The 17,710-nt window shown below is 54.3% G+C and carries 21 protein-coding genes; 14 read left to right on the top strand and 7 right to left on the bottom strand.

The features are described 5' to 3' along the window. Window positions 1–73: 73 nt before the first annotated feature. From N1249_RS15300 to hisP, 3 genes are read left to right on the top strand one after another with little or no spacing between them, the layout of a single operon-like run. Window positions 74–760, top strand: a complete 687-nt coding sequence (locus tag N1249_RS15300) for a histidine ABC transporter permease HisQ (protein ID WP_166716434.1) — start codon at window positions 74–76, stop codon at window positions 758–760. Beyond that, window positions 757–1,473 (top strand): ABC transporter permease, encoded by a 717-nt coding sequence (locus tag N1249_RS15295; protein ID WP_259830703.1) that lies wholly within the window; start codon window positions 757–759, stop codon window positions 1,471–1,473. The genes N1249_RS15300 and N1249_RS15295 overlap by 4 nt, the downstream gene beginning before the upstream one ends. A gap of 8 nt (window positions 1,474–1,481) precedes the next feature. Further along, window positions 1,482–2,255 carry a histidine ABC transporter ATP-binding protein HisP gene (gene hisP, locus N1249_RS15290; RefSeq protein ID WP_014071131.1) on the top strand — a complete coding sequence of 258 codons (774 nt, stop codon included), beginning with the start codon at window positions 1,482–1,484 and terminating at the stop codon, window positions 2,253–2,255. A gap of 75 nt (window positions 2,256–2,330) precedes the next feature. Here hisP and N1249_RS15285 read toward each other — a convergent pair whose 3' ends face one another. The 4 genes from N1249_RS15285 to yfcG form a co-directional block, all read right to left on the bottom strand. Continuing rightward, on the bottom strand, window positions 2,331–2,840 hold the full coding sequence (locus tag N1249_RS15285) for a GNAT family N-acetyltransferase (protein WP_259830701.1): 510 nt from the start codon (window positions 2,838–2,840) through the stop codon (window positions 2,331–2,333). A 44-nt stretch (window positions 2,841–2,884) separates the two neighbouring features. After that, complete coding sequence (locus N1249_RS15280) at window positions 2,885–3,778, bottom strand: TIGR01777 family oxidoreductase (protein ID WP_259830699.1); 894 nt, start codon at window positions 3,776–3,778, stop codon at window positions 2,885–2,887. A 13-nt stretch (window positions 3,779–3,791) separates the two neighbouring features. Then, entirely contained in the window at window positions 3,792–4,160 is a 369-nt protein-coding gene (folX, locus tag N1249_RS15275; protein WP_182061879.1) for a dihydroneopterin triphosphate 2'-epimerase, read from the bottom strand. Between the two features lie 74 nt (window positions 4,161–4,234). Beyond that, window positions 4,235–4,864, bottom strand: a complete 630-nt coding sequence (gene yfcG / locus N1249_RS15270; protein WP_259830696.1) for a GSH-dependent disulfide bond oxidoreductase — start codon at window positions 4,862–4,864, stop codon at window positions 4,235–4,237. 139 nt (window positions 4,865–5,003) lie between these two features. Between yfcG and yfcF the strand changes: the two genes are divergently transcribed. The 3 genes from yfcF to yfcD are packed head-to-tail and all read left to right on the top strand — an operon-like array spanning window position 5,004 to window position 6,865. Beyond that, the gene (yfcF, locus tag N1249_RS15265) at window positions 5,004–5,648 is read left to right on the top strand and encodes a glutathione transferase (protein WP_166716425.1); all 645 of its coding nucleotides are present in this window, start codon (window positions 5,004–5,006) and stop codon (window positions 5,646–5,648) included. Between the two features lie 55 nt (window positions 5,649–5,703). Then, entirely contained in the window at window positions 5,704–6,255 is a 552-nt protein-coding gene (yfcE, locus tag N1249_RS15260) for a phosphodiesterase (RefSeq protein ID WP_014071125.1), read from the top strand. A 55-nt stretch (window positions 6,256–6,310) separates the two neighbouring features. Next, window positions 6,311–6,865: an NUDIX hydrolase YfcD gene (gene yfcD / locus N1249_RS15255; RefSeq protein WP_182061875.1), complete on the top strand. Its 555-nt coding sequence runs from the start codon at window positions 6,311–6,313 to the stop codon at window positions 6,863–6,865. 3 nt (window positions 6,866–6,868) lie between these two features. Here the strand turns inward: yfcD and N1249_RS15250 are convergent, their stop codons facing one another. Next, entirely contained in the window at window positions 6,869–7,888 is a 1,020-nt protein-coding gene (locus N1249_RS15250; RefSeq protein ID WP_259830694.1) for a LacI family DNA-binding transcriptional regulator, read from the bottom strand. Between the two features lie 236 nt (window positions 7,889–8,124). On the opposite strand from N1249_RS15250, the gene N1249_RS15245 reads away from it, so the two are divergent. From N1249_RS15245 to N1249_RS15225, 5 genes are all read left to right on the top strand, one after another. Beyond that, window positions 8,125–8,568 (top strand): PTS sugar transporter subunit IIA, encoded by a 444-nt coding sequence (locus N1249_RS15245; RefSeq protein WP_259830692.1) that lies wholly within the window; start codon window positions 8,125–8,127, stop codon window positions 8,566–8,568. Between the two features lie 80 nt (window positions 8,569–8,648). Then, window positions 8,649–8,921: a PTS sugar transporter subunit IIB gene (locus N1249_RS15240; protein ID WP_259830690.1), complete on the top strand. Its 273-nt coding sequence runs from the start codon at window positions 8,649–8,651 to the stop codon at window positions 8,919–8,921. Between the two features lie 22 nt (window positions 8,922–8,943). Further along, window positions 8,944–10,335, top strand: coding sequence for a PTS ascorbate transporter subunit IIC (locus N1249_RS15235; protein ID WP_259830689.1), 1,392 nt, complete (start codon window positions 8,944–8,946; stop codon window positions 10,333–10,335). Beyond that, window positions 10,332–11,162 carry a transketolase gene (locus N1249_RS15230; protein WP_259830688.1) on the top strand — a complete coding sequence of 277 codons (831 nt, stop codon included), beginning with the start codon at window positions 10,332–10,334 and terminating at the stop codon, window positions 11,160–11,162. Before N1249_RS15235 ends, N1249_RS15230 begins: the two co-directional genes overlap by 4 nt. Then, the gene (locus N1249_RS15225; RefSeq protein WP_259830685.1) at window positions 11,155–12,108 is read left to right on the top strand and encodes a transketolase family protein; all 954 of its coding nucleotides are present in this window, start codon (window positions 11,155–11,157) and stop codon (window positions 12,106–12,108) included. The genes N1249_RS15230 and N1249_RS15225 overlap by 8 nt, the downstream gene beginning before the upstream one ends. Before the next feature lie 72 nt (window positions 12,109–12,180). Here the strand turns inward: N1249_RS15225 and pta are convergent, their stop codons facing one another. Together pta and ackA are read right to left on the bottom strand one after the other, a co-directional pair. Next, the gene (gene pta / locus N1249_RS15220; protein WP_259830683.1) at window positions 12,181–14,322 is read right to left on the bottom strand and encodes a phosphate acetyltransferase; all 2,142 of its coding nucleotides are present in this window, start codon (window positions 14,320–14,322) and stop codon (window positions 12,181–12,183) included. A gap of 76 nt (window positions 14,323–14,398) precedes the next feature. Beyond that, window positions 14,399–15,601, bottom strand: coding sequence for an acetate kinase (ackA, locus tag N1249_RS15215; RefSeq protein ID WP_014071116.1), 1,203 nt, complete (start codon window positions 15,599–15,601; stop codon window positions 14,399–14,401). Between the two features lie 337 nt (window positions 15,602–15,938). On the opposite strand from ackA, the gene yfbV reads away from it, so the two are divergent. The 3 genes from yfbV to N1249_RS15200 all read left to right on the top strand — a co-directional run bounded on the left by yfbV (window position 15,939) and on the right by N1249_RS15200 (window position 17,652). Then, window positions 15,939–16,394 (top strand): terminus macrodomain insulation protein YfbV, encoded by a 456-nt coding sequence (gene yfbV / locus N1249_RS15210; protein WP_014071115.1) that lies wholly within the window; start codon window positions 15,939–15,941, stop codon window positions 16,392–16,394. Between the two features lie 92 nt (window positions 16,395–16,486). After that, window positions 16,487–16,981, top strand: a complete 495-nt coding sequence (locus N1249_RS15205) for a YfbU family protein (RefSeq protein ID WP_259830680.1) — start codon at window positions 16,487–16,489, stop codon at window positions 16,979–16,981. 11 nt (window positions 16,982–16,992) lie between these two features. Then, window positions 16,993–17,652 carry a sugar phosphatase gene (locus tag N1249_RS15200; RefSeq protein ID WP_259830678.1) on the top strand — a complete coding sequence of 220 codons (660 nt, stop codon included), beginning with the start codon at window positions 16,993–16,995 and terminating at the stop codon, window positions 17,650–17,652. Window positions 17,653–17,710: the final 58 nt, after the last annotated feature.

The following is a 17,710-nucleotide window of genomic DNA, read 5'->3' as shown; positions in this document are numbered from 1 at the left end:
ACGTGCGCCCCCTCCCGATAAGGGAGGGGAAAAGACACGGTTTCACTACTCACGATACGACAGGGCACGCGGTATGCTGTACGGATTTTCTGGCGTTATTTTACAAGGCGCGCTGGTCACCCTTGAGCTGGCTATCAGCTCCGTGGTGCTGGCGGTGCTGATAGGCCTGGCGGGTGCGGGGGCAAAGCTTTCGGCAAGCAGACCTCTGGCGCTGCTGTTTGAAGGCTATACCACGCTGATTCGCGGTGTTCCTGATCTGGTGTTGATGCTGCTGATTTTTTACGGCCTCCAGATTGCACTGAATAGCCTGACAGACGCCATCGGCATGGAGCAAATTGATATCGACCCAATGGTGGCCGGTATTATTACCCTCGGCTTTATCTACGGCGCGTACTTCACGGAAACCTTCCGCGGTGCTTATATGGCCGTGCCGAAAGGGCACATTGAAGCGGCGACCGCGTTTGGTTTTACCTCCTCACAAACATTTCGCCGGATCATGTTCCCGGCCATGATGCGCTACGCGCTGCCGGGCATCGGCAACAACTGGCAGGTTATTCTCAAGGCGACCGCGCTGGTTTCTCTGCTCGGCCTGGAAGACGTGGTTAAAGCGACGCAGCTTGCGGGTAAGAGTACCTGGGAGCCGTTCTACTTTGCCGTGGTCTGTGGCGTTATCTATCTGGTCTTTACGACCGTCTCCAATGGTGTGCTGCTTCTGCTCGAACGTCGCTACTCCGTGGGTGTGAAGAGGGCTGACCTGTGATTGAGATTATTCAGGAATACTGGAAATCACTGCTGTGGACAGATGGCTATCGCTTTACCGGTGTGGCGATAACTCTGTGGCTGCTGATTTCGTCGGTGGTGATGGGCGGCATTCTGGCGATCTTTATGGCCATTGGCCGCGTGTCGAACAACAAATTTATCCGCTTCCCTATCTGGCTGTTTACCTATGTCTTTCGCGGCACACCGCTGTATGTGCAGCTGCTGGTGTTTTACTCCGGTATGTACACCCTGGAGATAGTCAAAGGCACTGAGATGCTGAATGCCTTCTTCCGTAGCGGTCTGAACTGTACAGTGCTGGCCTTAACGCTGAATACCTGCGCCTATACCACCGAGATTTTCGCCGGTGCTATTCGCTCAGTACCGTACGGTGAAATCGAAGCCGCGCGTGCCTACGGGTTCTCTTCCGTGAAGCTTTACCGTTGCATTATTTTGCCATCGGCACTGCGCATCGCGCTGCCGGCATACAGCAACGAAGTGATTTTGATGCTGCACTCGACAGCACTGGCGTTTACGGCCACCGTGCCGGATCTGCTCAAAATTGCCCGTGATATTAACTCCGCGACCTATCAGCCGTTTACCGCGTTTGGCATTGCGGCAGTACTCTATTTGATTATTTCGTATGTCCTGATTAGCCTGTTCCGCAAGGCTGAAAAACGCTGGTTGCAGCATATAAAACCTTCTTCGACGCACTGAGAATTATGATGGCTGAGAACAAACTAAACGTTATCGACTTGCACAAACGCTACGGCGAACATGAAGTGCTGAAAGGGGTGTCGCTACAGGCTAATGCGGGCGATGTGATCAGTATTATCGGCTCATCTGGCTCGGGTAAAAGTACCTTCCTGCGCTGCATTAACTTCCTCGAAAAGCCGAGCGAAGGCTCTATCGTGGTGAGCGGCCAGAACATCAACCTGGTGCGGGATAAAGACGGCCAGCTGAAAGTGGCGGATAAAAATCAACTGCGCCTGCTGCGTACCCGCCTGACGATGGTGTTCCAGCACTTTAACCTCTGGAGCCACATGACGGTGCTGGAGAACGTGATGGAAGCGCCGGTTCAGGTGCTGGGCTTAAGCAAACAGGAAGCACGCGAACGCGCGATCAAATACCTGGCGAAAGTGGGTATCGATGAGCGCCAGCAGATGAAATACCCGGTGCACTTGTCAGGCGGTCAGCAGCAGCGTGTTTCCATTGCCCGCGCGCTGGCAATGGAGCCGGAAGTGCTGCTGTTCGATGAACCGACTTCCGCGCTGGATCCTGAACTGGTTGGCGAAGTGCTGCGCATTATGCAGAAGCTGGCCGAAGAGGGTAAAACGATGGTGGTGGTGACGCACGAAATGGGCTTTGCCCGTAACGTCTCGAACCATGTTATTTTCCTGCATCAGGGGAAAATCGAAGAGCAAGGACACCCGGATGAGGTGTTAGCGAACCCGCAAAGCCCGCGTTTGCAGCAGTTCCTGAAAGGGTCGTTGAAGTAGTTTATTGCCCGGTGGCGCTGCGCTTACCGGGCCTACAAAACCCGTATGCCGGGCAAACGCAGTGCCGCCCGGCATTCAGAGCGCACCACACTCCAGCCGGTACACCCAGTCGTCATACCGAACCCCGTCAATCTCATACGCCTTTTCCAGTACCTGTGTACGCACAAAACCCGCTTTTTCTAACACCCGCACCGACCCGCCGTTATCCGCCAGCACATAGGCGTTAACCGCCTTCACGCCCGTCTGGTTAAATGCGTACTCACACATCGCACGAAGCGCTTCGCTGGCGATCCCTTTTCCCTGCGCCGCGGGCACCACCGTATAACCAATATCTGCTTCCTCACGGTTTACCGCGCTGATTTGCAGGCCGATATCGCCAAGCGGGGTATCATCATCATGCATACGGATCACAAAAACATGCGGTGCGGTCAGGCGAGCCGCGAATACGCGACGCGTCTCTTTTTCCGGGGCGATGGCAGCCATATAGCGCATGATGGCGCGGTCTTCCCGCAGGGTGCGAAAGAACGCCCAGTCAGAGGGTTCGAAAGGAGCCAGGTGAAGCCGGGGTGTGGTGATGGTTGCCATTGTTACGCCATATCATCGGAACATGGCGTATCACTGTAGCACATTCACCGTACCACATCCCCTAGCGCCTCTTCTAAGTCGTACCAGCGGAACGCAAATCCCGACGCTTCCAGCCTTTTTGGCAGTGCGCGCTGCCCGCCGAGCACCAGCACAGACGCTTCGCCCATCATTAACCGGATTACCGTGGCAGGCACGCGCAATATCGCCGGGCGATGCAGCGCATGACCCAGCGCATGAGCAAACTGTTCATTACGTACCGGATAGGGCGACACCATATTGAACGGCCCGCGCAGATCGTTATCCAGCAGCCAGAGAATGCCGTTTACCATATCGTCGATATGGATCCAGGCAAGATACTGACGGCCATTACCGATAGGCCCACCCAGGCCGAGCCGAAAGGGGGGAAGCATCTTCGCCAGAATGCCGCCTTTTGGCGCCAGCACCACGCCGGTGCGCAGCAGGCATACGCGGGTGTTATCGCTCTGCGCGGTGCAGGCGATGCGTTCCCACTGGGCGCAGAGTTTATGGGTAAATTCGTTATGCGGTGGTTCCTCTTCGGTCACCACCACTTCACCCAGATCGCCGTAATAACCGGCAGCGGAGCCTGAAATAAACACGGCTGGCGGGGTATGGCTGTTGCGGAAAAGCTCCACCAGCTTTTCGGTGATGTTCCACCGGCTGCTGCACAGCAGCTGTTTTTGCTCTTCCGTCCAGCGTTTGTCGGCGATGGGTTCGCCGGCAAGGTTGATCACGGCGTCGAAGCCGTCAAGATTCTGCTGTTCTGCCAGACTTTTCCATATGTTGACCCCTGTTCCCAGCACCTGACGCGCTTTTTCCGGGCTGCGGGTGACAACGGTTATCTCGTGGTGTAACGCTTGCAGGCGAGGAATGAGATGGCTTCCAATCAGACCAGTGCCGCCAGTCAGCAGAATCTTCATACAACCTCCAGGTTTACGCCTGGCGTTGCCAGCTTAACGTCATGGAGACAGAGTCGGCGTAACGCAGGGCGTGAAGTTTATCGATCTCTACTTCAGCATAAGTGACCCAATGATGTTCGCGTGCGATATCGAGCACATCCTGAGTTAATTTTTCCAGCAAAGAGAAGCGGTTGTTCTCAACGTACTGGATGATGCTTTTGGTAATGGTGCGATAGTTCAGCGCGTCGTTGATGTCTTCGCTGGCGCGGGCTTTGTCGGCCGGGTAGTGGATAGCCACATTGATGACGATATCCTGGCGGTTGGCGATCTCTTCTTCCTTGATACCGATGAAGGTGCGTAAGCGTAAGTTTTTGATGCGAATAATAGCGTCATGTTGCGACATTGCAGGTCTTCTCCGTGTCATTATTTCTTCTATGATACATGAGGATATAACACCTGCCCAAGAGGGGCAGGTGTTTAAATCTGCTGCGCTTTTTGCAGGGCGCGCTCGGTGGCCGGGCGCGTGCGGATGCGCTCGAACCAGTTATTCACCGCCGGGTAGGTGGCTAAGTCAATCCGGTGCCGTTCGTGGGTATTTATCCACGGCCAACAGGCAATATCGGCAATGCTGAAATGATCGCCACCGAGCCAGGGGGATTTTTCCAGTCGACGATTCATCACGCCATAAAGTCTTTGTGTCTCAACCTGATAGCGCTCTATCGCGTAGGGGATGAGCTGCGGCGCGAAGGCATTAAAATGGTGATTTTGCCCCAGCATGGGCCCGAGCCCGCTCGATTGCCAGAACAACCATTGCAGTGTGTGGTGGCGTTCACGCAATTCACCGCTGAGAAGTTTGCCGGTTTTCTCTGCCAGATACAGCAATATCTCGCCCGATTCAAACAGGCTAAGCGGTCTGCCGCCGTCTGCTGGCGCGTTATCGACGATGGCAGGAATTTTGTTATTGGGGGAGATGGCCAGAAAATCCGGTCTGAACTGGTCGCCCTTGCTGATATCGACGCGGATGATCCGGTAGTCCAGGTTTGCTTCTTCCAGAAAGAGGGTGACCTTATGACCATTCGCGGTAGGGGCATAGTAGAGGTCTATCATTCTCAACTCCTGTTATGACAAAGTGCCGGGCGATAAAAACGAGTATAGGTGCTTGTTGTAAATCGTGAGTTTTCATCAAGTGACAGGGAAGCAAAGAGATTATATGTTGAGTGAAAACCAGTCTGTCGATGAGGAAATTATGAACCAACCTGCAATTGCGTTGTGGTCCGATGCCGATTTCTTTTCCCCATATGTGATGAGCGCGTACGTCGCATTGGCCGAAAAAGGCCTGTCGTTTACGCTTAAAACCGTTGATTTGAACAGTGGCGCCCACCTGAAACCAGAATGGCAGGGCTACACGCTGACTCGCCGCGTGCCGGTGCTGGAAATTGACGGGTTCGAGCTCAGCGAATCGTCGGCGATTGCGGAATACCTGGAAGATCGGTTTGCGCCGCCAGAGTGGGAACGCATCTACCCGCACGATCTCCAGAAGCGTGCGCGGGCGCGTCAGATCCAGGCATGGTTACGCAGCGATCTGGTGCCGATCCGTGTGGAGCGCTCCACCGATGTGGTCTTTGCCGGGGTGAAAAAACCTGCGCTCAGTGAGGAAGGTCTTGCCAGCGCGCGTAAACTCATTGATACCGCATCGTCGCTGCTGGCCCACGGTAATCCGAATCTGTTTGGCGAATGGTGCATTGCCGATGTCGACCTGGCGCTGATGTTGAACCGGCTTATCCTCAACGGCGACGAGGTTCCTCAGTTGCTGGTGGATTATGCGACATTCCAGTGGCAGCGTGCGTCAGTACAGCGCTTTGTGGCACTCTCCGCTAAGCGTGCGGGCTGATAAGACCTGAGGCTTCAGGTATGATAGGGCAGTCTGTTTTCCTGAGGAGTGGCTGATGAAACTTATGTTTGCGTCGGATATTCACGGGTCGCTGCCCGCAACAGAGCAAGTGTTGTCTCTGTTCGCACAAAGCCGGGCGCAGTGGCTGGTTATTCTGGGCGATGTGTTAAACCATGGCCCGCGCAATGCGCTACCGGAAGGGTATGCCCCGGCGCAGGTGGCTGAGAAGCTCAACACGGTTGCTGGGCGTATTATTGCGGTTCGCGGTAATTGCGACAGCGAAGTTGACCAGATGTTGCTGCATTTCCCCATGACGGCACCCTGGCAGCAGGTTCTGCTGGAAAAATGCCGTCTTTTTTTGACTCACGGTCATCTTTTTAGCCCGGACAATCTCCCCGCGCTCGCCGCTGGCGATGTCCTGGTTTATGGTCATACTCATATTCCGGTAGCGGAAAAACGTGGGGAGATTTATCACTTTAACCCCGGTTCGGTGAGCATTCCGAAAGGCGGATATCCGGCGAGCTACGGCATGTTGGATGAGAATACGTTAAGCGTTATCGCACTTAATGATCAGCAAGTTATTGCGCAGGTAACGATTAATCCGTAAGTTACACCTCAACTGCAAACGCGCCGTAAGAGCGCTCAGACGAAAAGGTTTCCCGATGGTGGAGCAGAGTCATTTGGCAAGTACAGAGTGGGTAGACATTGTCAACGAAGACAATGAAGTGATCGCGCAGTCAAGCCGCGCGCAGATGCGTGCAGAGCGTCTGCGCCACCGTGCGACCTATATCGTGGTTCATGATGGTATGGGCAAAATCCTGGTACAACGTCGCACGGACACCAAAGATTTCCTCCCCGGGATGCTGGATGCCACTGCGGGCGGCGTCGTTCAGGCAGACGAAGTGTTGCTGGAGTCAGCCCGTCGTGAAGCCGAAGAAGAGTTAGGTATTGCGGGCGTGCCGTTTGCCGAGCACGGTCAGTTCTATTTTGAAGACGAAAATTGCCGCGTCTGGGGCGGGCTGTTCAGCTGCGTATCCCACGGGCCGTTTGCGCTTCAGGAAGAAGAAGTCAGCGAAGTAAGCTGGATGACCCCGGAAGAGATCACCGCACGCTGCGACGAATTCACCCCAGATTCGTTAAAAGCGCTGGCGCTGTGGATGAGCCGCAATGCCAACAACGAATCCGCAAAACCCGAGAAACAGGAAGAGGCTGAATAAGCCTCAGCAGCTCTCGCGCAAACACAGGCTGGAGGCGATAGGTTTATGATCGCTCCAGTCTCCGTCATTAAGACGTTCCAGCAGCGCTTTTCCCGCTTCAATACCAATCTTACGATGTGGCACGGCCATTGTGGTCAGCGGTGGCTGACAGACCCGGCTCACATCGCTATCACCAAACCCGACCACCGCCAGCTCGTCCGGCACTTTGATGCGGCGACGCTGACATTCGTACAACGCTCCGCAGGCCAGCTCATCCGAGACGCACACCAGCGCATCCAGCTCAGGCCAGGCCAGTAAAAACTCAGGCAGTTGTGCCGCGCCGGTTGAGAAATTAGGTGGCATGGCGGCATTAATCACCCGATTAGGCGACATATGGTGGCGCAGCATGGCTTTGTACCAGCCCTGCAAATGCTGCTGGAAAATCCACTGCTCCTGATTGGCGCACAGCAGACCGATGTTCTGGTAGCCACGCTGGATAAGCATCTCCGTCAGCTCATACATGGCGGCCACGTTGTCGATCCCGATATTCATATCGATAGGATCGGCACGCATTGCCCCCATTTCCATCACCGGAATGGAGGCATTTTTCAGCCAGTGGCGCACGGTATCAGTATGTTCTACGCTGAGTAAAATTGCGGCGGCTATGTTTGACGCCAGCAAGGTTTCGAGCAATTTCTCTTCTTGTTCAAGACGATGCTGAGATTCTGCCAGCATTATCTGGTAGCCCGCGGGTTGCAGTACCTGCTGTAAACCGGCAAACATTTCCGAGCAACCCGCTTCGGAAAGATTGGGAACAACCATCGCTATCGTCCATGAGGAGGCCGATGCCAGCGCGCTGGCGGCCAGATTGGGCATATACCCCAGCTCCTGCACAGCGGCTTCAATTTTCTCACGTAGTTTATCGGAAACCTGTTCGGGTGTGCGTAATGCACGGGACACGGTCATCGTGCCCACACCAGCAAGTTGTGCAACATCGGCAAGTGTCACTTTACCGGTACTACGTCGTTTTCGGGTTAGAGACATACACCTTCCTGCTGACCAGTCGCGACTCATTTCATCCTTCGCTTCACGTGACAGGCAGTATACGCCTTAAATCCCTTTATTTTCTGTGATTTCACACATTGATTACAATTTGATAGCGCTATCACAATTCTGAATGTTAGTGATTGGTAGCGCTATCTTTGTGATCATGATCGCAGTCAAGTATTCAGGTGTTGAATAAAGTTTGCTCATCTTTTGCGTAACACCGGGAGAGCAAAGTGCTCAAAAGCTGGATATATGATACAACCATTACCCTTCAGGACAGCGTAGAAAGCTGGCCTCAGGCGCTGGAGCTGTGTGCAAAACCGTTGCTCGACATGCAGGTGATCGCGCCGGAGTATGTGACGGCAATCGTTGAGCAGCACCATAAGCTCGGGCCCTATTATGTGCTGGCACCAGGGCTGGCTATGCCACATGCGCGACCAGAAGAGGGGGCAAAAGGACCTGGACTGTCATTATTAAAACTGAAACATGGAGTGTCTTTTGGCGCCGGAGAATTCGATCCCGTTGATGTGATCGTGATGCTGGCTGCCCCCGATAAACATAGCCATATTGAAATGATATCGGCGCTGGCGGAGTTATTTTCCAGCGACGAGGATATGACTGAACTGCATCAGGTGAATACGCTGGAGGATATTAAAAAGATTATCGACCGCTTCTGATTTAATTACTTTAAACCGATAAGTCACAACATTACGCGAAAGCGTGATGGGGCGTACTCTACTCAAAAAAGGGGATAACAATGAAAATCATGGCTATTTGCGGTTCTGGCCTGGGCAGTAGTTTTATGGTCGAAATGAATATTAAAAAGGTGCTTAAAAAACTGGAAATTGACGCAGAGGTTGAACACTCCGATCTCTCATCCGCCACGCCGGGCGCCGCCGATCTGTTTGTGATGGCAAAAGACATTGCGGCCAGTGCCAGCGTGCCGCAAAGCCAACTGGTGGTGATCAATAACATCATCGATATCAACGAACTCGAAACGCAACTGCGTGCCTGGTTCGCGAAACAATAAACCCTGATCAGGCGAGGTGGATATGTTTATCCTTGAAACGCTGAATTTCGTTGTTGATATATTAAAAGTCCCTTCGGTGCTGGTTGGCTTAATTGCGTTAATTGGTCTGGTTGCGCAGAAAAAAGCATTTTCCGATGTCGTTAAAGGCACAATTAAAACCATTCTGGGTTTTATTGTTCTGGGCGGCGGCGCAACGGTACTGGTGGGCTCGTTAAATCCATTAGGCGGAATGTTTGAACATGCCTTCACTATTCAGGGCATCATCCCTAATAACGAAGCCATTGTCTCTATTGCGCTGGAGAAATACGGTGCATCCACGGCATTGATTATGGCTTTCGGGATGGTGGCGAATATTATTGTCGCGCGATTCACCCGCCTGAAGTACATCTTCCTGACCGGACACCACACCTTCTATATGGCGTGCATGATTGGCGTGATCCTGACGGTTGCTGGGTTTGAAGGTGTCGGCCTGGTGTTCACCGGCTCGCTGATCCTGGGCTTGATCATGGCGTTCTTCCCGGCGCTGGCGCAGCGTTACATGAAGCGTATTACCGGCAACGATGAGATCGCCTTCGGCCACTTTGGCACGCTTGGCTATGTGCTTTCAGGCTGGATTGGCAGCAAGTTCGGCAAAGGTTCGCGTTCAACCGAAGAGATGAACCTGCCGAAGAACCTCAGCTTCCTGCGTGACAGCTCCATTTCTATCTCCCTGACCATGATGATTATCTACCTGATCATGGCAGTCAGTGCCGGGCGTGAATATGTAGAAGCAACCTTCAGCGGCGGCCAGAACTACCTGGTGTACGCCATCATCATGGCGATTACCTTTGCGGCGGGTGTGTTCATTATCCTGCAAGGTGTGCGACTGATTCTGGCGGAAATCGTCCCGGCCTTTACCGGCTTCTCGGAAAAACTGGTGCCGAATGCGCGCCCGGCGCTGGACTGCCCGGTGGTCTACCCGTATGCGCCAAACGCGGTGCTGATCGGCTTTCTGTTCAGCTTCCTCGGTGGTCTGGTTGGGCTGTTCATCTGCGGTCAGTTCAGCTGGGTGCTGATCCTCCCGGGCGTGGTACCGCACTTCTTCACCGGCGCAACGGCGGGCGTGTTTGGTAACGCCACCGGCGGACGCCGCGGGGCAATGATCGGCGCGTTTGCCAACGGCCTGCTGATCACCTTCTTGCCTGTACTGCTGCTGCCGGTTCTGGGAGCGATTGGTTTTGCCAACACTACGTTCTCCGACGCTGACTTCGGCGCGGTCGGGATTGTGCTGGGCAACCTCGCACGCTTCCTGTCGCCAATGACGATCACCGGGCTTGTTGTTGCGTTGTTCGCGCTGCTGGTGGCGTACAACGTGTTCGCTAAAAACAAATCTGCGGGCGGTAATGCGCAGGAAAACACCGGAGCCAAATCATGAATGTAACTGAAGTCACCCAACTGGCGCGTGATATCCGCGTTGAAACCCTGAAATCACTGACGCAGCTGGGTTTTGGCCACTATGGCGGCAGTATGTCGGTGGTCGAAACGCTGGCCGTCCTGTACGGCGCGGTAATGAAAATTGACCCGGCCGATCCGGACTGGCCAGAGCGAGACTACTTTGTGCTGTCGAAAGGGCACGCGGGTCCGGCGCTCTACAGCACGCTGGCGATCAAGGGCTACTTCCCGGTTGCAGAGCTGAGCACGCTCAACCAAAACGGTACGCGGCTGCCAAGCCACCCGGACCGCCTGAAAACGCGCGGCGTGGATGCCACCACCGGCTCGCTGGGACAGGGTATCTCCATTGCGGGCGGTATGGCGCTGTCGCACAAGCTGGCAGGCAGGCCAAACCGGGTCTTCTGCATCGTCGGTGACGGCGAGCTGAACGAGGGACAGTGCTGGGAAGCCTTCCAGTTTATCGCCCACCATCGCCTGAACAACCTGACGGTGTTCGTCGACTGGAACAAACAGCAGCTTGATGGCGAGCTGGACGAAATCATCAGCGCTTTCGACCTGGAAGGAAAGTTCCGCTCCTTTGGCTATGACGTGGTGACGGTAAAAGGCGATGACATCCCGGCGCTACTGGAGGTGACATCCCTGATACCGGAAGCCGATGCACGTCCGCGGGTGGTGATCCTCGACAGCATTAAAGGGCAGGGGGTGCCGTATCTGGAGCAGCTCAGCAATTCGCACCACCTGCGATTGACCGAAGAGAGCAAAGCGGCACTCAACGAGACAATCCGCCAACTGGAGGCTTCACATGATTAAGGTTGCACCCGCAGGACAAAAAGATGCCGTAGAGATGCGTAAAGTCTACGCCGGTTTTGTGGCAAATCAGATTGAGGCCGGGAGCAAAATCATCGCCCTGGAAGCAGATCTGATGAGCTCTATGGCAATGGATGGTGTGGCGCGTGATTACCCGCAGCAGGTGATCAACTGCGGCATCATGGAGGCGAACGTTATTGGTACGGCGGCAGGGTTGTCTCTCACCGGGCGTAAACCCTTCGTGCATACCTTTACCGCGTTCGCCAGCCGTCGCTGTTTTGACCAGCTGTTTATGTCCCTGGATTACCAGCGCAACAACGTGAAAGTTATTGCATCTGACGCGGGCGTGACGGCCTGTCACAACGGCGGCACGCACATGTCGTTCGAGGATATGGGCATTGTGCGTGGCCTGGCCCATTCGGTGGTGCTGGAAGTGACTGATGCGGTGATGTTTGAAGACGTGCTGCGCCAGCTTATCGACCTCGAAGGCTTTTACTGGGTGCGCACCATCCGCAAACAGGCGCCGAGCGTCTATGCGCCTGGCTCGACGTTCACCATCGGTAAAGGCAACGTGCTGCGCGAAGGAACCGACATTACCCTGATTGCTAACGGTATTATGGTGGCAGAAGCGCTGGAAGCTGCGCGTCAGCTTGAGCAGGAAGGGGTGAGCGCTGCGGTCATCGACATGTTTACCCTGAAGCCGATTGATCGCATGTTAGTGAAGAATTATGCCGAGAAAACCGGGCGTATCGTCACCTGCGAAAACCACAGCATCCATAACGGGCTGGGTTCAGCCGTCGCGGAGGTGCTGGTGGAGACCTGTCCGGTGCCGATGCGGCGCGTGGGCGTGAAGGAGCGTTACGGCCAGGTGGGTACGCAGGATTTCCTGCAAAAAGAGTACGGCCTGACGGCACATGACATTGTGTCGGCGGCGAGAGAGCTGCTGTAATAAAAAAGGCGACCATGTGGTCGCCTTTTTGTTGCCCGGTGGCGCTAACGCTTACCGGGCCTACGGTCCTAATTACTGCTGCTGTGAAGACTGGATCGCGGTCAGAGCGATGGTGTAGACGATATCGTCTACCAGCGCGCCACGAGACAGGTCGTTCACAGGTTTGCGCATACCCTGCAGCATTGGCCCGATGGAGATCAGGTCAGCTGAACGCTGTACCGCTTTGTAGGTGGTGTTACCGGTGTTCAGATCCGGGAAGATGAACACGGTAGCGCGACCTGCAACCGGAGAGTTCGGCGCTTTAGATTTCGCAACGTCTGCCATAACGGCGGCGTCGTATTGCAGTGGGCCGTCGATCATCAGGTCAGGACGTTTTTCCTGTGCCAGACGAGTCGCTTCGCGAACTTTCTCTACATCGCTACCTGCACCAGAAGTACCGGTGGAGTAGGAGAGCATCGCCACGCGTGGTTCGATACCGAATGCAATCGCGGAGTCAGCAGACTGGATCGCGATTTCAGCCAGCTGTTCTGCGGTTGGATCCGGGTTGATCGCGCAGTCACCGTAAACATAAACCTGTTCAGGCAGCAGCATGAAGAACACAGAAGACACCAGAGAGCTGCCCGGTGCAGTTTTGATCAACTGCAATGGCGGGCGAATGGTGTTTGCAGTGGTGTGAACTGCACCAGAAACCAGGCCGTCAACTTCGTCCTGTTCCAGCATCAGCGTACCCAGCACAACGTTGTCTTCCAGCTGCTCACGCGCAACGGCTTCGGTCATGCCCTTGCTCTTACGCAGCTCAACCAGACGTGCAACATAGCTTTCGCGAACCACTTCTGGATCGACGATTTCAATGCCTGTACCCAGCTCAACGCCCTGAGAGGCCGCTACGCGGTTGATCTCTTCCGGGTTACCCAGCAGCACACAGGTCGCGATACCGCGCTCTGCACAGATGGCAGCTGCTTTAACGGTACGTGGTTCATCGCCTTCTGGCAGAACAACACGTTTGCCCGCTTTACGCGCCAGCTCGGTCAGCTGATAACGGAATGCCGGAGGAGACAGACGACGGCTGCGCTCGGAGGTCGCAGTCAGGGATTCGATCCAGTCTGCGTTGATGTAGCTTGCCACGTATTCCTGAACTTTCTCGATACGCTCGTGGTCATCAACCGGCACTTCCAGGTTGAAGCTTTGCAGGCTCAGAGAGGTCTGCCAGGTGTTGGTGTTCACCATGAATACTGGCAGGCCAGTGGCGAAAGCACGCTCGCAGAGCTTGCTTACGCGTGGGTCCATTTCGTAAGCACCGGTCAGCAGGATGGCACCGATTTCCACGCCGTTCATCGCGGCCAGACACGCGGCAACCAGTACGTCAGGACGGTCAGCAGAGGTCACCAGCAGGGAACCTGCACGGAAGTGTTCCAGCATGTGCGGAATGCTGCGCGCACAGAAGGTAACAGACTTCACGCGGCGAGTGTTGATGTCGCCTTCGTTAACCACGGTTGCGTTCAGGTGACGGGCCATATCGATTGCACGGGTCGCAATCAGATCAAAGCTCCATGGCACTGCGCCCAGAACTGGCAGCGGGCTCGCTTCCTGAAGTTGAGCCGCATCCACTTTAACCACTTTCGCTTTGGAAGAGTCGTCGAAGATTTCGGACAGGTCAGGACGAGTACGGCCCTGCTCATCAACCGGAGCGTTCAGTTTGTTAACGATAACGCCGGTGATGTTGGTGTTTTTCGCGCCGCCGAAGCTGCTGCGAGTCAGCTCAATACGTTCTTTCAGCTGTTCCTGGGTATCAGTACCCTGGGACATCACGAAGACGATTTCTGCGTTCAGCGTTTTCGCAATCTCAAAGTTCAGAGACTGGGCAAACTGATGTTTACGGGTAGGAACCAGGCCTTCAACCAGAACCACTTCTGCGTCCTGAGTGTTCGCGTGGTAGTTGGCGATGATCTCTTCCATCAGCACGTCTTTCTGGTTGCTGGAGAGCAGAGATTCAACGTGGCTCATCTTCAGCGGTTCAGCCGCTGGCAGATTGGAGTTCTTACGCACGATGGTGGTGGTCTGGTCTGGCGCATCGCCACCGGCACGTGGCTGGGCGATTGGCTTAAAGACGCTCAGACGAACGCCTTTGCGTTCCATAGCACGGATAACGCCAAGGCTGACGCTGGTCAGGCCGACGCTGGTTCCGGTAGGGATCAGCATAATAGTACGGGACACGGTTTATCCTCTTTCGTTACCGCCGAAATTGGGCGGGCTACAAAACAGCACCGCCAGCTTAGCTGGCGGTGTGGAATCAGGCAGTCAGACGGCTCGCGTCTTGCGCGATGACCAGCTCTTCGTTAGTTGGAATAACGATAGCAGGGCGGGTGCCTTCTTTGTTGATGAAACCAGACTTACCGAAGCGGGCAGCCAGGTTACGTTCGTGATCAACGTCGAAGCCCAGAACGCCCAGTTTACCCAGGGACAGTTCACGGACCATTGCTGCGTTCTCACCGATACCACCGGTGAAGATAACCGCATCCAGACGGCCGTCCATCAGTGCAGTGTAAGAACCGATGTACTTAGCCAGACGGTGGCAGTAAACGTCCATTGCACGTTTAGCGTCTTCTTTATCTGCGTAGTTGTCTTCAACATAACGGCAGTCGCTGGTCACTTCGGTCAGACCCAGCAGGCCTGACTCTTTGGTCAGCATCTTGTTGATCTGATCAACGCTCATGCCCAGGGTGTCGTGCAGGTGGAAGATAATCGCCGGGTCGATATCACCGGAACGCGTACCCATCACCAGGCCTTCCAGAGGGGTCAGACCCATGGAGGTATCAACACATTTACCGTTGCGGATAGCAGAAACAGAACCACCGTTGCCGAGGTGGCAGGTGATGATGTTCAGCTCTTCAACTGGCTTGTTCAGCACTTTTGCCGCTTCCTGAGTCACATAGAAGTGGCTGGTGCCGTGCGCGCCGTAACGACGAACGCCGTGCTCTTTGTACAGGCTGTACGGCAGGGCATAGAGGTAAGATTCTTCCGGCATAGTCTGATGGAACGCGGTGTCGAACACGGCCACGTTTTTGTCTTTCAGATTCGGGAAGGATTTCAGTGCTTCAGCGATACCGATCAGGTGAGCTGGGTTGTGCAGCGGTGCGAAGGATGCAGAGTCTTTGATGCCCTGGATCACAGATTCGTCGATCACAACGGAACTGGTGTATTTTTCGCCGCCGTGGACGATACGGTGACCAATCGCAGTCAGCTGAGCAGACAGTTCTGGTTTTTGTGCCAGAATAGTGTTAACGATAAAGTTCAGCGCTTCACTGTGAGCGGCGCCTGCACCTAAAGCCGCTTCTTGTTTGCTGCCGTCCATCTTCCACTTGATACGTGCTTCTGGCAGGTGGAAACATTCGGCCAAACCAGAGAGGTACTCGTCACCGTTGAGCGCATCGATGATGGCGAATTTCAGTGAGGAGCTACCGCAGTTCAGAACCAGTACTAACTTACTCGACATGGAAGTACCTATTATTGATACGTGGCTAAAAAAACGTCAGTGAGTCGTGAAGCGTAACGCAATCGGACCCAGACATTTATGATTAACATCATGCCGAACGAACATTCTGGCATGATGGAAGAAATACATATGATTTTATGCCATTTTGAACATTTTTCAGACAATGGCATAATATGCGATAATTTGACGAGTTAACGATTCTCGTCTAAGGCCCTATGAGGCTGGCACAGAATACCCGATACTGGGTAGCGATGACAAAATATTTTGAACGTTGTCATAGCTTGTTGTGGTTTTGCACGAAAATTTTAATTTTTATATGTGAAGTTGAGGTACAGCCATGTCGACACCTGAGATCCCCTCCGTGAGCTTTTTCAGTCTGTTTCGTCGGGGCCAGCATTACGCAAAGACGTGGCCCATGGAAAAGCGCCTTGCGCCAATGTTCGTTGAGAATCGCGTGATCCGCGCCACGCGCTATGCGATTCGTTTTATGCCGCCAGTGGCTATCTTTACCCTGTGCTGGCAAATCGCACTGGGTGGTCAGCTTGGGCCAGCCGTTGCTACCGCGCTGTTCGCGCTAAGCCTGCCGATGCAGGGCCTGTGGTGGTTAGGTAAACGTTCAGTCACGCCGTTGCCACCAACAATTTTACACTGGTTTTATGAAGTGCGCGGAAAACTTGAAGAGGCAGGGCAGGCGTTGGCACCGGTAGAAGGTAAACCGGATTATCAGGCGCTGGCCGATACCCTCAAGCGGGCATTTAAACAACTTGATAAAACATTCCTCGATGATTTGTGATTGATCATCGAAACGACTAATAAAAGAAGGCACAGTAACAAACAGTTACCGTGTCTTTTTTTTACAGTGCAATGCGCTACAGGAGTCGAAAGATGGAAATGACCCATGCTCAACGTCTGATTTTGTCTAACCAGTACAAGATGATGACTATGCTTGATCCCGACAACGCTGAGCGCTACAGCCGCTTGCAGACTATCGTTGAACGCGGGTTTGGTTTGCAAATGCGCGAACTGGATCGCGAGTTCGGCGAGCTTAAAGAAGAAACCTGCCGCATCGTGATCGACATCATGGAGATGTATCACGCGCTGCACGTGTCCTGGGCCAATCTCAAAGATCAGCAGTCCATCGATGAGCGTCGCGTGACGTTCCTCGGCTTTGATGCCGCAACCGAAGCGCGTTATCTCAGCTATGTGCGCTTTATGGTGAACACAGAAGGGCGCTATACCCACTTTGATGCAGGCACGCACGGCTTTAATGCGCAGACCCCAATGTGGGAAAAATACCAGCGTATGTTGAGCGTCTGGCACTCCTGCCCGCGCCAGTACCATTTAAGCAGCAACGAAATTCAACAAGTCATTAATGCCTGACGGAGGTGGATGTGCAGTGTAAAGGTTTTCTGTTTGATCTGGACGGTACGCTGGTGGATTCGCTGCCGGTTGTGGAGCGCTCCTGGTGCCATTGGGCCGACAGGCATGGCATAGACCACCAGGAAGTATTGAATTTCATCCATGGCAAACAGGCCATTACCTCATTGCGCCACTTCCTGGCGGGGAGTTCTGAGGAAGAGATTCAGGCGGAGTTCAACTATCTTGAGCAAATTGAAGCGACGGATACTGACGGGATCGTTGCACTGCCTGGTGCGCGTGAACTGCTTGAGCATCTGAACGAAGCGCACATCCCGTGGGCTATCGTGACGTCCGGTTCAATCCCGGTTGCTCATGCGCGTCATAAAGCGGCAGGTTTACCGAAGCCTGAAGTGTTTATCACCGCAGAGCGCGTTAAGCGCGGCAAACCAGAGCCTGACGCATTCTTACTGGGCGCGGAGTTACTGGGGCTTGCACCCGCAGACTGTGTCGTGGTGGAAGATGCTGCGGCCGGTGTTCTGGCAGGTTTGAATGCCGGTAGCCACGTTATCGCGGTTAACGTACCGGCGGACTCTCCCCGGCTGGACGACGTCGATTTTGTCCTCAGTTCGCTGACGGCGATTGCAGTTTCTAAGTCGCCAGACGGAATTGTAACTGTCTCGCTGAAAATGTAATCCCATGATTTAGCCCCACTTTGTTGGGGCTTTTTTATGGCACTCTTTTCTTCTGCTC

The organism is Enterobacter sp. CP102 (genome assembly GCF_025152625.1).
Taxonomy (GTDB): Bacteria; Pseudomonadota; Gammaproteobacteria; order Enterobacterales; family Enterobacteriaceae; genus Enterobacter; species Enterobacter soli.
The sequence above is the reverse complement of the archived record's forward strand: the minus strand, read 5'-3'. Positions and strand labels throughout refer to the sequence as shown.

Excerpts from the sequence above, each read along its gene's own strand:
- hisP (WP_014071131.1), top strand. The coding sequence starts at position 1,482 with ATGGCTGAGAACAAACTAAACGTTATCGACTTGCACAAACGCTACGGC.
- N1249_RS15280 (WP_259830699.1), bottom strand. The coding sequence starts at position 3,778 with ATGAAGATTCTGCTGACTGGCGGCACTGGTCTGATTGGAAGCCATCTC.
- N1249_RS15225 (WP_259830685.1), top strand. The coding sequence starts at position 11,155 with ATGATTAAGGTTGCACCCGCAGGACAAAAAGATGCCGTAGAGATGCGT.
- N1249_RS15285 (WP_259830701.1), bottom strand. The coding sequence starts at position 2,840 with ATGGCAACCATCACCACACCCCGGCTTCACCTGGCTCCTTTCGAACCC.
- yfcE (WP_014071125.1), top strand. The coding sequence starts at position 5,704 with ATGAAACTTATGTTTGCGTCGGATATTCACGGGTCGCTGCCCGCAACA.
- N1249_RS15235 (WP_259830689.1), top strand. The coding sequence starts at position 8,944 with ATGTTTATCCTTGAAACGCTGAATTTCGTTGTTGATATATTAAAAGTC.
- yfcG (WP_259830696.1), bottom strand. The coding sequence starts at position 4,864 with ATGATAGACCTCTACTATGCCCCTACCGCGAATGGTCATAAGGTCACC.
- N1249_RS15300 (WP_166716434.1), top strand. The coding sequence starts at position 74 with ATGCTGTACGGATTTTCTGGCGTTATTTTACAAGGCGCGCTGGTCACC.
- N1249_RS15205 (WP_259830680.1), top strand. The coding sequence starts at position 16,487 with ATGGAAATGACCCATGCTCAACGTCTGATTTTGTCTAACCAGTACAAG.
- yfbV (WP_014071115.1), top strand. The coding sequence starts at position 15,939 with ATGTCGACACCTGAGATCCCCTCCGTGAGCTTTTTCAGTCTGTTTCGT.
- N1249_RS15230 (WP_259830688.1), top strand. The coding sequence starts at position 10,332 with ATGAATGTAACTGAAGTCACCCAACTGGCGCGTGATATCCGCGTTGAA.
- N1249_RS15250 (WP_259830694.1), bottom strand. The coding sequence starts at position 7,888 with ATGTCTCTAACCCGAAAACGACGTAGTACCGGTAAAGTGACACTTGCC.
- ackA (WP_014071116.1), bottom strand. The coding sequence starts at position 15,601 with ATGTCGAGTAAGTTAGTACTGGTTCTGAACTGCGGTAGCTCCTCACTG.
- N1249_RS15240 (WP_259830690.1), top strand. The coding sequence starts at position 8,649 with ATGAAAATCATGGCTATTTGCGGTTCTGGCCTGGGCAGTAGTTTTATG.
- yfcF (WP_166716425.1), top strand. The coding sequence starts at position 5,004 with ATGAACCAACCTGCAATTGCGTTGTGGTCCGATGCCGATTTCTTTTCC.
- folX (WP_182061879.1), bottom strand. The coding sequence starts at position 4,160 with ATGTCGCAACATGACGCTATTATTCGCATCAAAAACTTACGCTTACGC.
- yfcD (WP_182061875.1), top strand. The coding sequence starts at position 6,311 with ATGGTGGAGCAGAGTCATTTGGCAAGTACAGAGTGGGTAGACATTGTC.